Source organism: Amycolatopsis sp. NPDC004747 (genome assembly GCF_053601335.1).
The window spans coordinates 262427-276203 of the sequence record NZ_JBSGBQ010000003.1 but is presented as its reverse complement, the minus strand read 5'-3'; the positions used below and the strand labels follow the sequence as shown (position 1 = coordinate 276203).

Annotated in this window: 12 protein-coding genes; 9 read left to right on the top strand and 3 right to left on the bottom strand. The window is 73.6% G+C overall.

Annotated elements, in window-relative coordinates; all coding sequences use genetic code 11:
• Positions 1–53 precede the first annotated feature (53 nt).
• Both ACWEGE_RS06190 and ACWEGE_RS06185 read right to left on the bottom strand, forming a co-directional pair.
• Positions 54–1673, bottom strand: coding sequence for a thiamine pyrophosphate-binding protein (locus ACWEGE_RS06190; RefSeq protein ID WP_449659345.1), 1620 nt, complete (start codon positions 1671–1673; stop codon positions 54–56).
• Positions 1670–2443 (bottom strand): cyclase family protein, encoded by a 774-nt coding sequence (locus ACWEGE_RS06185; protein ID WP_449659344.1) that lies wholly within the window; start codon positions 2441–2443, stop codon positions 1670–1672. Before ACWEGE_RS06185 ends, ACWEGE_RS06190 begins: the two co-directional genes overlap by 4 nt.
• A gap of 110 nt (positions 2444–2553) precedes the next feature.
• On the opposite strand from ACWEGE_RS06185, the gene ACWEGE_RS06180 reads away from it, so the two are divergent.
• From ACWEGE_RS06180 to ACWEGE_RS06140, 9 genes are all read left to right on the top strand, one after another.
• Positions 2554–2949 carry a GntR family transcriptional regulator gene (locus ACWEGE_RS06180; protein WP_449659505.1) on the top strand — a complete coding sequence of 132 codons (396 nt, stop codon included), beginning with the start codon at positions 2554–2556 and terminating at the stop codon, positions 2947–2949.
• Positions 2950–2959: 10 nt separating this feature from the next.
• Positions 2960–3844, top strand: a complete 885-nt coding sequence (locus ACWEGE_RS06175) for an ABC transporter ATP-binding protein (RefSeq protein WP_449659343.1) — start codon at positions 2960–2962, stop codon at positions 3842–3844.
• On the top strand, positions 3841–4812 hold the full coding sequence (locus ACWEGE_RS06170; protein ID WP_449659342.1) for an ABC transporter permease: 972 nt from the start codon (positions 3841–3843) through the stop codon (positions 4810–4812). The genes ACWEGE_RS06175 and ACWEGE_RS06170 overlap by 4 nt, the downstream gene beginning before the upstream one ends.
• 192 nt (positions 4813–5004) lie before the next feature.
• On the top strand, positions 5005–6465 hold the full coding sequence (locus tag ACWEGE_RS06165; RefSeq protein ID WP_449659504.1) for a trypsin-like peptidase domain-containing protein: 1461 nt from the start codon (positions 5005–5007) through the stop codon (positions 6463–6465).
• On the top strand, positions 6462–8654 hold the full coding sequence (locus tag ACWEGE_RS06160) for a tetratricopeptide repeat protein (protein ID WP_449659341.1): 2193 nt from the start codon (positions 6462–6464) through the stop codon (positions 8652–8654). The genes ACWEGE_RS06165 and ACWEGE_RS06160 overlap by 4 nt, the downstream gene beginning before the upstream one ends.
• A gap of 4 nt (positions 8655–8658) precedes the next feature.
• Positions 8659–10074: a VWA domain-containing protein gene (locus ACWEGE_RS06155; RefSeq protein ID WP_449659340.1), complete on the top strand. Its 1416-nt coding sequence runs from the start codon at positions 8659–8661 to the stop codon at positions 10072–10074.
• Positions 10071–11186 carry a hypothetical protein gene (locus tag ACWEGE_RS06150; protein ID WP_449659339.1) on the top strand — a complete coding sequence of 372 codons (1116 nt, stop codon included), beginning with the start codon at positions 10071–10073 and terminating at the stop codon, positions 11184–11186. The genes ACWEGE_RS06155 and ACWEGE_RS06150 overlap by 4 nt, the downstream gene beginning before the upstream one ends.
• Positions 11186–12472: an ABC transporter substrate-binding protein gene (locus tag ACWEGE_RS06145; RefSeq protein WP_449659338.1), complete on the top strand. Its 1287-nt coding sequence runs from the start codon at positions 11186–11188 to the stop codon at positions 12470–12472. Before ACWEGE_RS06150 ends, ACWEGE_RS06145 begins: the two co-directional genes overlap by 1 nt.
• 36 nt (positions 12473–12508) lie before the next feature.
• On the top strand, positions 12509–12862 hold the full coding sequence (locus tag ACWEGE_RS06140) for a CU044_2847 family protein (RefSeq protein ID WP_449659337.1): 354 nt from the start codon (positions 12509–12511) through the stop codon (positions 12860–12862).
• Positions 12863–12866: 4 nt separating this feature from the next.
• On the opposite strand, the gene ACWEGE_RS06135 is transcribed toward ACWEGE_RS06140, so the two are convergent.
• Positions 12867–13721, bottom strand: coding sequence for an SAM-dependent methyltransferase (locus tag ACWEGE_RS06135; protein ID WP_449659336.1), 855 nt, complete (start codon positions 13719–13721; stop codon positions 12867–12869).
• Positions 13722–13777: the final 56 nt, after the last annotated feature.

The following is a 13777-nucleotide window of genomic DNA, read 5'->3' as shown; positions in this document are numbered from 1 at the left end:
TGTAAGACAACTCGGTCAGGATTCAAGGCGGCGAGAGGCTTGTCAAGGCCGCGTCAGTGGCGGAACGCCTCCGCCAGCCACCACGATCCGCCGTCGTCGGCGATCTTGGCGTCGATCACCAAGGGGGCCGACCGGGGGCCGGCGAGCCAGTCGCGCACCGCCGCCAGGTCCGAGGCCGAGCGCACCGTGACACCCGTGCAGCCGAAGCCGCGGGCGATCGACGCCAGGTCGGTGTCGGGGAACCGGACCGTGGTCATGTCCGCGTCGCCGAAGTGGTGGATCTCCGCCCCGTACGCCGCGTCGTTGTAGACGATCACCACCAGGGGCAGGCCCAGCCGGACCGCTGTGTCCAGTTCGGACAGTGCCATGTGGAACCCGCCGTCGCCCGTGCCCAGCACCGGCAGGCGGTCCGGGCGGGCCAGTGCCGCCCCGATCGCCGTGCCCAGGCCCAGGCCGATGCTCTGGAACGCCTGCGTGAAGCAGAACCCCCGCTCGTCGGGCACCGACAGGTACGCGCTCGGGTAGCCCATGAAATTGCCCGAGTCGATCGAGACGATCCGCTCGGACGGCAGCATTTCGTCCAGGAGCCCGCTCAGCGTCCGCGGGTCGATCCGGCCGTTGCCGGACAGGTCCTCGTGCGAGACGTCGTTCCAGCGGCCCGTCGCGATCCGGGCCGCCGTCTCGTCCGTGCGGTAGCCCCGGTGCGACGGCGTCAGCGCGAGCACGTCCGATGCCGTGCACGTGACGTCGCCGACCACGCCCAGGTCGATCGGGCGGTGGGCGCCGAGTGCCGCCTGCTCGACGTCGACCTGGACCAGCTTCGCGTGCGGGCTCAGCAGCCTGCCGTGGCGGGTGGTCCACCTGTTCAGCGCGCAGCCCCAGCCGACGACCAGGTCGGCGCCCACGATGAGCTCGGCCGCCGCCGGCGACGCGAAGCCGCCCGAGATGCCCAGTGCGAACGGGTCGTCGTGGAACAGGCCGTGCGCCACCGCGGACGTCGCCAGCAGCGCGCCGCACCGGGCAGCCAGCTCCCGCAACGGCTCGCGGCTCGAACGGGCGCCGCGGCCGGCGATGAACACCGGCCGCTCGGCCGCCGCCAGGAGGTCCGCCAACGCGGCCACCGAGGCGGCGTCCGGCCGCACCGGTGCGGGTCCGGCGAGCACGGGCAGCGAAGGCGCCTCGGGCGCCGGCTGGGCCTGGACGTCGAGCGGCAGGTTCAGCACCACGGTCCGGCGCTGCTGCAGTGCCGTCCGGAACGCCCGGACCGTGTCGGCGACCGCGCTTCCTGGTGAGTGCACGCGCTCGGGCACCGCGCCGACCGCCGCGGCCAGGCCGTCCTGGTCGATGCGGAAGTTCGACAGCACCGACGCGCCCGCCGAATCGGCCGTCAGCACCAGCATCGGCGTCCGGCTCTTGGCCGCCTCGGTGATCCCGGTGACGGCGTTGGTCAGCCCGCAGCCTTGGTGCAGCGACAGCACCGACACCCGGCCGCTCATCCGGGCGTACGCGTCGGCCATGCTCGCCGCGCCGCCCTCGTGGCGGGCGGCGACGAACCGGACGCCGCCCGCGCGCAGCGCGTTCGTCACCTCGAAGTTGCCGCTGCCCACCACGCCGAACGCGGTGCCCACGCCGAGGCCGGCCAGCGTCCGGCCGACCAGTTCGGCGACGTTCACCGCTCCACCAGGGCCAGCACCCGGGCCGGGCTGCCCGAGCCGCCGACGATCGGCAACGGCGAGACCAGCAGCAGCACGCCGGTGGCCGGCAGCGTCGCGAGGTTCTGCAGCTGCGTCAGGCCGTGCTTGCCGGCACCCAGCAGCAGTTCGTGGCAGGGGAACATCGGCTCGAGGCCGGGTGCCTGGCCCGCGTCGGTGCCGACCGTCTCGACGCCGAGCCCGGTGATCGGCGTTTCCTCGGCGAGCCACCGCGCGCACTCGGGTGAGACGCCCGGGGTGTGCGAGCCGGCTTCGTCGGCGTTGAGGAACTCCTCCTGGTCACCGCTGCGCGTGTCCCAGCCGGTGCGGTAGAGCAGCCAGCCGCCGTCGGGCAGCGGTCCGTGCTCGGCCGTCCAGGCGCGGACGTCGTCGATCGAGAGCAGGAAGTCCGGGTCCTCGGCCGCCCGCGCGGAGAAGTCGAGCACGACCGCGGGCGCCACCAGCGTCTTCAACGGCACCTGCGAAACGTCGTGACCGTCCTTCCCGGACACCCAGTGCACCGGGACGTCCAGGTGGGTGCCGGTGTGCTCGCCGGTGTGGATGTCGTTCCAGTACCACCGCGGGCCACGCTCGTCGTAGCGGCTGATCTCCTCCAGCCGGAACGGGATCGTGTTGGCGAACGGCTCGGGCAGCCGCAGGATCGGCGTGCTCGAGCTCAGGGGAGCGGTCAGGTCGACGATCTCGACCGCCCCGCCCGCGATCGCCTTGCCGAGCTCGTCCAACAACGACATGCCTGCCTCCCGGTGCCGGTGTGCGCGTCCGATCAAGACCCTAAGCCTTGACAGCCGCGCGCCGGGAGGTGTTGTCTTAATGTCGTAAGACAATAGGAGGGGTGGGCAGGGTGATCGAGTTCGTGCTCGACGGCCGTTCCCGGGTCGCCACGTACATGCAGCTCGTCGTCCAGGTGAAGCAGGCGCTGCGGGTCGGCCTGCTGCGGCCCGGCGACCAGCTGCCGAAGGTGCGGGACGTGGCCGAGGCGCTGGCGATCAACCCGAACACCGTGCTCAAGGCCTATCGCGAACTGGTGCTCGAGGGGCTGGCCGAAGGCCGCCCGGGGGTGGGCACGTTCGTCACCGGCAGCCTGGCCGGGCCCTCGCTGGGCCACCAGGCGCAGCTGCGCGACGAGCTGGTGGCCTGGCTGGAGCGCGCCGAAACCGCGGGGATGTCGCCCGACGACATCGCCGCCCTCATCGAAACCACGATCCGCGGCACCCGGGTGCCGCACGACCTGTCGTAGGGAGCCCGGAATGGAACTGGCGGTGGAAGCCGAGGCGCTGGGCAAGCGCTACGGCCGCACCTGGGCGTTGCGCGACTGCGCGCTGGAGGTGCCTGCCGGGCGGATCGCCGCGCTGGTCGGCCCGAACGGCGCGGGCAAGACGACGCTGCTGCACCTGGTCGTCGGCCTGCTGAAACCCGACGCGGGGGAGGTGCGCGTCTTCGGGCGGGCACCGCGCGCCGCACTGGCGGACGTCGGGTTCGTCGCGCAGGACACCCCGCTCTACCGCGACTTCACCGCGGCGGAGCTGGTCACCATGGGCGGCAAGCTCAACCGCCACCACTGGGACGCCGCGCTGGCCCGCGACCGGCTCGCGATGCTCGGCATCCCGCCGGACAGGGCGGTGGGCAAGCTCTCCGGCGGCCAGCGCGCCCAGGTCGCGCTGGCACTGGCGCTGGCGAAGCGGCCTCGCCTGCTGTTGCTCGACGAGCCCATCGCCAGCCTCGACCCGCTCGCGCGCCGCGAGTTCATGCAGACGCTGATGGGTGCGGTGGCCGAGAGCGAGACGACCGTGCTGCTGTCCTCGCACCTGCTCGCCGACCTCGAACGCAGCTGCGACCACCTGATCGTCCTGCAGCGGTCCCAGGTCCGGCTGGCGGGCTCGGTCGACGAGCTGATCGGCACCCACCGCACGCTCACCGGGCCGCGGGCAGGCAGCGAATCCATCGCCGGGGTGGCGGAGGTCGTCCGCGCGAGCCACACCGAACGCCAGTCGACGCTGCTGGTCCGCCGCGGCGACGGCCCGATCGATCCACTGTGGACGGAGCACGGCGTGACCCTGGAAGACGTGGTGCTGGCGCACCTCGCCGAAGCCGAGACCCGCGTCCCGGCGTCCGCGTGGGAGGCGCCGGCATGATCTGGCTGACCTGGCGCCAGCACCGCAAGCAGGCGGTGTTCACGCTCGTGGCCCTCGGCGTGCTGGCCGCGATCATGGTCCCGACTGGCCTGGCGATGCACGCGAAGTACGACAGCCTCGGCCTCGGCGCCTGCAGGGCCTCGCTCGGCAGCGCGTCGATGATCGCGCAAACCGCGGCGGTGGCGCGGTGCGACAGCCTGGGCCACCAGTTCCAGCAGCAGTTCAGCGGCATGGTGTTCGTCGCCGTGCTGTTCGTGGTCCTGCCGGTGCTCGTGGGGGTGTTCTTCGGCGCGCCGCTGGTCGCCCGCGAGGTCGAGCAGGGCACCCACCGGCTGGTGTGGACCCAGGGCGTGAGCCGGCTGCACTGGGCGCTGGTCAAGTTCGGCCTGGTCGGGGCGATCACCGCGGTGCTGGCGGTCGGTTATGCGCTGGGCGTGTCGTGGTGGTTCCGGCCGCTGGTCTCGGCGAGCACCGGCCGGCTGACGTACCTCTCGTTCGACGTCCAGGGCGTCGTCCCGGTCGCGTACACGCTGTTCGCGCTCGCGCTCGGCGTCTTCGCGGGAACGTACTGGCGCAAGGTGTTGCCCGCCATGGGGATCGCCCTCGTCGGGTACGCGGCGGTCCGCGCCGCGATCGAGGTTTTCGCCCGGCCGCGGTACCTGCCGGCGCAGAGCCTCACCTTCGCACCGACGAGCAGCATGACGCCGAACCCGGCCTCGGGCGACTGGGTGATGGCGCAAGGGGTCCGCAACGCGGCGGGGGAGCTGGTGCTGCCCGACGCCCAGATCGGGCCGTGCCCGCCCGGCGGCTGCGGCGACGCCGTGGCCGGCCCCGGCGCGACCAACTGGCTGCAGTACCAGCCGGGGGATCGCTTCTGGCTCTTCCAGTGCATCGAAACCGGCGTTTTCGCGCTGCTGACGGCCGCGCTCGTGTTCTTCGCGATCCGGCGGCTGCGCACGATCGCCTGACCCCGCCCGCCGTTTTCGTGAATTCCCCACGGTGGCGCGGGGTGCAGCGGCCGATCGGGTGATCTGCGGGGGTAAGCGGGCGAACCCGCCCCGGACTGTCGTGGTGGGGTCGTAAGGTCGCACCCGGTGAGGGAGCACAACGGTTCTGCCGAGGGGCGCGCGGGGGATCCGGAACCGTGGCGAGTGTGCTTGGTGCACTCGTCGGGCCGGGCACTGGGCGCCGGGATGCTGCTGGGCGAGTCCACGGTGCTCACCTGTGCGCACGTGGTGCAGGCCGCGGGGGAGGAAGCGCTTTCGGGGGCGCACGTGCTGGTGCGCTTCGTCGGCCTGGACGGCATGCCGGAGACGCTCGCCACCGTGCGGCCCGGCTGCTGGGTGCCGCCGACGGAAGACGGCCGGGGCGACATCGCGCTGCTCGACCTCGCCGAAGCGTTCCCGCACGTGCGCGGCGCCCCCTTGGTGCGGCTCGGCGCGGTCCGCGACCGGGTGGTCCACACCTACGGCTTCCCGGCGCCGCACCGCTACGGCGTCTGGGTGAACAACGCCGAGCTGGCCGGCCCGGCCGGGGCGGCGGGGGAATGGATCCAGCTCAACTCGCCGCTGCCCGGCGAGCGGGTGCGGCGCGGGTTCAGCGGCGCCGGCGTGATCGACAAGGCGACCGGCGCGGTGCTCGGCATGGTGGTCACCGAGTACACCGACGAACGCGCCGGGCTCGCCTACCTGATCCCGGTCGAGGTGATCGTCCGGCACGTGCCGGACGTCGCCCGGTGGGTCGGCGAGCCGCCGCGGCCGTCGGCCGGCCCGCTGATCGTCGTGATCGGCGACCGCGACTCGGCCGTCCGGGACGGTTTCCTGGCGCAGGTGCGGCGCGAACGCCGGGGATCCCGGGTCACCGGCGAGCGGCTCGCCGCGATCGTGGACGCGACCGGCAAGACCACCGGCGAGGTGGCCGAGCACGTCAGCGCCGGCATCAGCACCGGCGAGGTGCTCACCGTGCTGGAGACCAACCCCGAAGACGTCGCCGTGGCGGTGACCGGCGTCGAAGACGCCCGCGCGCCGGAAGAAGTGCTCACCGACGTGGTGCGGCCGCTGGTGGACAAGGGCGCCACCGTGCTGGTCCAGTTCAGCGGGCCCGACTCGCCCGGCGTGCGCCTGGCCCGGCGCTGGGAGAACGAGCGGAACGCGCGGCGCCTGGATCGGCTGGCACTGCTGGTCGAGATGGTGGAGCACGAGGAGGACCGCACGCGGGAGCGGGCCGCGCGGCTCGGTGCGCGCCCGGCCGTGCCCGGCAGCTCCGCGGATCTGCGCCTGCGGCTGGCCGCGCTGCGCTCGGCGGGCGAGCGGATCGAGCCGGGCCGCGTGCGGCGCGCTCTGGCGGCGACCGAGCGGGACGCGGAAGCGGCCCGGTGGGAGCTGGTCCGGCGGTACGCCGAGCTCGACGCGCTGGCCGCCCGCCACGACGAACTGCACGGGCGGCTGCGCGGCTACAACGCGAAAGCCACCGACGCGGGCTTGATGGAGGACGAGGAGCTGGCCGAGCTGTACCGCCCGGCCATGGCGGCGCTGAGCACGCGGCCGGACGAACCGGAGGCCGCGGCCGGGCTGGTCGAACGGTACGTGCGGGCGGTCCGCCGCCGGCTGGAGGGCGCGTGACGACGCAACCGGTGTGGTGCCACGGACAACCGGTCGGGCCGATCGGGTTCTGCCTGGTGTGCGGCCGCCGCCGGACGCCGGCCGAGTCGGCGACCGCGGCCGGGCCCGCCCCCGAAAGCACCCGGCGCAGCGCCGAACTCGGGCGCAGTGTCGAGCTCTGGAGCGGCGAGGCAGATTTCCAGTCGCTGCCCGCGATCGAGGTGCCGGACCCGGAGAAGCTCGTCCTCGCCGACCCCGACTACCCCGAGCAGCACCGGTTCTGCGGCCACTGCGGGGAACCCGTCGGCCGCGCCTACGCCGGCGAACCGGCGTTCGCCGAGGGGTTCTGCGAATACTGCGGTGAGCGCTTTTCCTTCCTGCCCAAGCTGAACCGCGGCGAACGGGTCGGCGACCGCTACGACGTCCTCGGCTGCTTCGCCCGGGGTGGCCTCGGCTGGGTGTACCTGGCCACTGACACCGCGCTCGCCGGCCAGCACGTCGCGCTCAAGGGCGTGATCAACAGCGGCAACGCCGTGCTGCGCGCGATGGCGCGGGTCGAACGGGACGTGCTGGTCCGGCTCGACCACCCGAACATCGTGCGCATCAGCGACTTCGTCGAGCACCCGGCGCCCGGCGGCGGCGAGCCGGACACCTACCTGGTGATGGAGTACGTCGGCGGGCGGTCGCTGCGGGACCTGCTCAAGCAGGGGCCGCCGCCGCGGGTGGAGCACGTGATCGTCTACGGCCGGGCGATCCTGGGCGCGCTGGACTACCTCCACGGCGAAGGCCTGCTCTACTGCGACATGAAGCCGGAGAACGTGATCCACGGCGACAAGCGGGTCAAGGTCATCGACCTCGGCGCGGCCCGCTCGCGCGAGGACCCGGCCGGGCCGAGCGTCGGCACCGAAGGGTTCCAGGCACCGGCGCACGAGCTGGCCCGGTACGGCCTGACCGTGCGCTCGGACCTGCACACCGTCGGCCGGACGCTGCAGGTGCTGCTCGAAGCCGCGGGGGAAGACGCCGACCCCGATCGGGTCGCCGGTGGCCTCGAGTCGCTGCACCGGGTGCTCGAGCGCGCCGTCGCGCCGTTCGAGCGGCGGTTCGCCACGGCGTCCGAAATGGCCGAGCAGCTCGACGGCGTGCGCCGCGAAATCCTTTCCCTGCGCGACGAACGGCCGCGGCCGGTGCCCTCGGCGCTGTTCGAGGACACCGCGGAACTGCTCGACGACGGTCTCGGCGCGGTCCCCGGCCTCGGCCACTGGACCGGCGGCGAACCCACCGGGCCGCTGGACCTCGGGCTGCCGGGTGCCGCCGACGGCGCCGGCCGGCTGCCGATCCCGCGCGTCGCCCCCGAAGACGCCGCGGCCGGGTTCATCGCCGCCGCGGGCGCGCCCGGGCCGCACCGCTGGCTGGGCAAGCTGGCGATGTTCGGCGAGCCCTCGGTCGAGATCGAGTTCGCCCGGACGCGGGCGCGGGTCGCGCTGGGCGAGGCCGAGGCCGCGGCCGCGGCACTGGCGAAGGCCGAAGAACAGCTCGGGACCGAGGCGGCCCGCGACTGGCGGGCGGCGTGGCACCACGGGCTGCTGGCGCTGGCCCGCGACGACGCCGAGCAGGCCGCGGCCGCGTTCGACCGGGTGCACCGCAGCTGGCCCGGCGAGATCGCACCGAAGCTGGCGCTCGGGTTCTGCGCCGAACTGCGCGGGCGGACCGAGCTGGCCGAACGCTGCTACCGCTCGGTGTGGCACCGCGACCACGGCCAGGTCAGCGCCGCCTTCGGCCTGGCCCGCTGCGCGCTGCGGGCAACCGGCCGCGACAGCGCGGTCGCCCTGCTCGACGCCGTGCCGCCCATTTCCCGCCACTACGACGCCGCGCGGATCGCCGCCGTGCGGATCCGGGCCGGGCGGCTGCCGTCCGGGCCGCCGGGCCGGGACGACTTCGCCGACGCCGCCCGGCGGCTGCCCGAGCTGTACCTCGACCCGGAAGCCCGGGACCGGCTGGAGGCGTTGGTCCGCGGGGCCGCGCTGACCGGGCTCGACGGCGGCGAAGGCTGGGACGGCGGCGCGCTCCTCGGCGAGCGCGTCACCGAACGGGGCCTGCGGTCGCTGCTGGAGCAGTCCCTGCGCCGCCTCGCCGAGCGGGCGCGCGACCGGAACGAACACGGCGTGCTGGTCGACCTCGCGAACTCCGTCCGGCCGAAGACGAGAAGGTGATCGGATGCCCGACCCGTCGTTCACCCTCCAGCTGAGCCAGAACAAGTACCTGGCGCCGAGCGACGACCGGATGGACGTCGTTCTCACCGTGCGGGTGGGCGAAGCCGGTGCTCCCGCGGCCGGGCCGCCGCCGACCGCCGAGCTGTTGCTGGTGGACTGCTCCAGCTCGATGGACTGGCCGCCGACGAAGATCGAGGCCGCACGGCACGCCTGCCGGGCGGCCATCGGCTCGCTGCGGGACGGCGTGCTGTTCGGGGTGGTCGAATGCACGAGCCGGGCCCGGCTCGTGTACCCGGCCGAACCGCCGCTGGCGGTGGCCGGCGAGCGCACCCGCCACGAGGCGAAGGCCGCGGCCGCCGGGCTGATCGCCGGGGGCGGGACGGCGATGAGCACGTGGCTGGAGCTGGCCCGCGACCTGTTCGGGAAGACCCCCGCGGCCATCCGGCACGCGGTGCTGCTCACCGACGGCAAGAACGAGTCCGATCGCACGGGGGCGCTGGAAGCCGCGCTCGACCGCTGCCGGGGCCGGTTCGCCTGTGACGCCCGGGGCATCGGCGACGACTGGGAGCCGCGGGACCTGCAGCGCATCGCCTCGGTTCTGCGCGGCAGCGCCGACGCCGTCCTGGAGGACGCCGAGCTCGCCGGGGACTTCCGGCGCCTGGTCGAGCGGGCGATGGGCCGGACCGTGCCGGACGTCCGGCTGCGGATGACCACGATGCCCTACAGCCGGCTGCGGTTCGTCAAGCAGGTCTTCCCGACCGAGGTCGAACTCACCGCACAGTGTCGTGCGCACGAGGGCAACGCGATCGAGCTGCCGACGGGCGCGTGGGGTGACGAACTGCGCGAGTACCACCTCTGCCTCGACGTCGACACCGAGGAGCTGACCCGGTACGAGGACCGGTTGCTGGGCACGGTCACGCTGGTCGCCGGCGAGCCGGTCGCCGAGCCACGGGCCGTGGTCGGCTACCTGACCGACGACCTGGCGCTCTCCAGCGTCCCGGACGACAACGTCGCCCGCGTCACCGGGCAGGCCGAGCTGGGCCGCGCGGTCCGGGCGGGCTGGGACGCCTTCGAGCGCGACGACCGGGTGGCCGCGGCGCGGGACTGGGGCACCGCGGTCCGGCTGGCGACCGAGCTGGGCAACGCGGAGATCCTCAAGCGCCTGGGCCGGTTGATCGACGTCCGCGAAGACGGCTCCGTCACGATCAAGGACGGCGTGCGCCCGCGCGACGGCTTCTCCCTGGTGCTCGGTTCGACCATCTCCGCCTACACCGGTGCGGCGGAACCCGCTCCGGCCGCCGTCCCGCCCGAAGCCGACGGCGCCCCGCGCGAGTGCGTCCACTGTGGACACAAGGCCCGGCCGTCGGCGAAGCGGTGCGGGCGCTGCGGCGAGCCCTTCGAGGCGGGAGCGCCGTCGTGACCGCGACCAGCACCACCCGGCAGACCCTCTGGTGGCTGCGGCTCGGGCTGGTGGCAGGCAGCGTGCTGGTGCTGGGGACCGCGCTGGCGACGTTCCTCGGCGTGCGGGTCAGCATCGCCGAGGTGCGGGAGCGGACCGCGCCCGCGGTGCTCGAGGTGTCGCTGGCCAAGGAGGCGATCGTGGCCGCGCACCGCGCCGCGGTGGCCGCCTTCGAAGGCGGTCAGGCGCGCCTGACCGGCCCCAGCGAGCAGTACGAGGACCAGATCGCCCGGACGAGCCAGCAGCTCGCCGAGGTCGCCGAACACAACGCCGCGGGCGAGGCGGGCAGCCAGACGCTGCGGCTGATCGAAGGGCTGCTGCCGTCGTACAACGGCTTCATCGGGAAGGCCGACGCCCACTTCCGGCAGGACGGGGGCGGGCCGCTCGCCGCGAGCGACCTGCAGTCCGCGTCGGACCTGCTGTCCGCGCCGGTGAACGGGATCCTCGCGCAGCTCGACGCGCTCGAAGCCGCCCAGCGCGCCGCCCTCGACCGGCAGCTGGCGGCGAACTGGCTGGATCCCGCGATCACGGCGCTGTGGGCGGTGCCGCTGGTCCTGCTGGTCGCCACGCTCGTGTGGGCCCAGCGGTTCCTCGCCCGGCGGTTCCGCCGCACGGTGAACACCGCGCTGCTGGCCGCCACGGTGGCCTGCGTGCTGCTGGGCGCGGGAACGGCGTTGCTGCTCGGCATCCAGTCCGACGCGCGGGACGGCGGTGCCGCGCTGGAACGCACCGTCGACGCGCGGTCGGCCGCGACCTCGGCCGCCACCGCCCAGGCCCGGTGGACGCTCGCCCACGTGCTGACCGCCCAGTGCGGGATCGAAGGAGCGGCCGCGTGCGGCCACACGGTGACCGCGTTCGCCGCCGGGACGCCCGTCCCGCCCGCCGTCGCGGACGCACCGCCGGGCGCCGTCGACGAATCGGTGCTGCTGGGCCCGGGCCTCACCGAACCGGGCTGGAACGGTGCCCTCGGGTACGGGATCCCGGTGCTGGCCGCGGGGATCGGCGTCCTCGCGGCCGGTGGCCTGCAACCCCGTCTCGACGAATACCGGTTCCGCGCGAGGAGGGAGCCGTGATGAAGCGCTGTGCCGGTTCGCTGCTGGCCCTCGTGCTCCTGGTCGCCGGGTGTTCCGCCGTGACCGGCGCGGAGCCGGTGACCGTGCTGGGTTCGTGGACCGGCGACGAGCAGACGGCTTTCCTGCGCGTCCTCGACGGGTTCACCCGGGAGACCGGGATTCCCACGCGCTACCAGGGCACGCGCGCGCAGAACCAGGTGCTGCGCGGTGACCTGCAGCAGGGCACGCCGCCCGACGTGGCGGTGCTGTCCAACCCGGCCGAGCTGGCGGGCTACGCGCGTTCCGGGCAGCTGAAACCCCTCGACGACGTCCTCGGCGCGGACGCGACCGCCGCGTACAGCTCGAAGTGGCGGAAACTGCAGCAGCTCGGCGGGAAGACGACTTACACGGTCGTGGTGAAGGCGGATCTGAAGAGCATCGTCTGGTACAACCCGAAGAGCTTCCGGGAGGCCCCGCCGGCCACCTGGGAAGAGCTCGTGGCGACTTCGGGGCGGCTTTCCGCCGCCGGGCAGCAGCCGTGGTGCCTCGGCATGGGGGCGCCGCCGAACTCCGGGTTCCCGGGCACCGACTGGCTCGAGGACATCCTGCTGCACCAGGCTCCGGACGAATACGGCAAGTGGGCGGCGGGCAAGCTGGCCTGGACCGACGAAGTCGTGCGCACCGCGTGGCAGAGCTGGGGCGCGCTGGTCCTCGCGCCGGGCGCGGTCCGCGGCGGCAGCACGGCGGCCCTGCTCACCTCGTTCGCCGACGCCGGCCGGGGCCTGTTCGCCGACCCACCCGGCTGCCTGCTGGAGCACCTCGGCTCCTTCGCGATCGGCGGCTACCTGGCGATCCCGCGGCCGGCCGGGCCGCCCGTGCCCGAGCGGGACTTCCGGTTCTTCCCGTTCCCGGGCACCGGGAAGCCCGCACGCGCGGAAGTCTCGGCCGACCTCGCCGGCATGTTCCACGACACCCCGGCCGCGCGCCGGCTCATGGTCTACCTGGCCGGGGAGCAGGGGCAGCGGATCTGGCCGTCCGGCGGGACGACCTTCTCGGTGCACCAGCGGCTCGTCGACCAGGACGTCTACCGCAGCGACGTGACCCGGCGGATCGCGACGACCCTGGCCAGGGGCACCGAGCTGTGCTTCGACGCGTCCGACCTGATGCCCTCGGCGATGACCAGCGCGTTCTACCAGGCGGTGCTGGAGTACCTGGCCCACCCCGACCGGCTGGACACCGTGCTCGGGCAGCTGGAGCAGGTGCGCCGGGGCATCGGCGGGGAGCAGTGGCTCGACCTGCCGTGCTAGCCCCGACGCAGAAGGCCCTACCGAGGAGGAGATCCGGTGCAGGAGTTCGTGCGTTTCCCGCTGGCCGACGGCGGTTCGGTGGTCGTCGAGGTCGAGGGGGAACCGGGCCTGGAACAGGCGTCGGCGCCGTCGGGGGTGCTCCGCAAGGCGACCACGACCTTCGAGCACGCCCTGAGCGAGGTCCGCGCGGCCGCGTCCGCCGCACTGGCGCAGTTCCGCGACCTCGGGCCGGACGAGGTCGAGCTCAAGTTCGGCGTCAAGCTCGACGCCCAGGCCGGGGCGGTGATCGCGCGCACCGGGCTGCAGGGCCAGTTCGAGGTCAAGCTGAAGTGGCTGCGCGACGGGGTGACCCCGGCCGCCGAGGAAGCGGCCGAAGAGCCCGAGGCGTGAGGCCTTACGGCTTGTAGCCGACGATCCCGGCGACGCACTTGGCCGAGCCGCTCAGCGGGGTGAGCCGGGGGCCGTCCGGCCACCACTCGTCGCAGACCGCCATGCCCGGCTCCGAGGTCGCGTTCGGCTGGATGATCTCGAGGCCGGTCATCATCGCTTCGATCTCCGCACGGGTCCGGAAGCGGCCCGCGCCCAGCGGTCCCTGGACGAGGATCTGCTCGATCCGCTTGGCGATCTCGGTCAGCTCCGGCACCTCGGGGTCGAAGAAGTGCGAAAGCACGACGTACGAGCCGGACGGCAGCGCGTCGATGTACTCGCGCATGATGTCGAAGACTCCGTCGCCCTCGTAGTGGTGCATCGTGCCCACCTGCAGCAACGCGACCGGCTGGGAGAAGTCCACGTGCGCCAGGACTTCCTTGTGGTCCAGGACCTCCCGCGGCCGGAAGATGTCCGCCTCGACCATGTGCGTGAAGTCGTTCTCGACGAGCAGTGCGCGGCCGTGGGCCAGCACCACCGGGTCGTTGTCGACGTAGACGACCGTGTTGTCCTTGTCGATGCGCTGCACGATCTGGTGGGTGTTCTCGGCCGTCGGCAGCCCGGACCCGCAGTCGAGGTACTGGTGGATCTTCGTCTGGCCGGCCAGCATCCGCAGCGCGCGGTTGTGGAAGCCGCGGTTGCCGCGGGCGATGTCGACCGCTTCCGGGACCGCCGTGCGGATCTTCTCCATCACCACGCGGTCGACTTCGTAGAAGTTGTTGCCGCCGAGGAACCCGTCGTAGATCCGCGCGATGCTCGGCCGGGCGGGGTCGACCCCCACCGGCGTCTGGCTCGGGGACAGCGCGGACGGGGTGTCGGACATGGCGACCTCGCAGGACTTCGGCGGGCGGCGTTGGGCCACCGAGCGTAGTAGGTCGC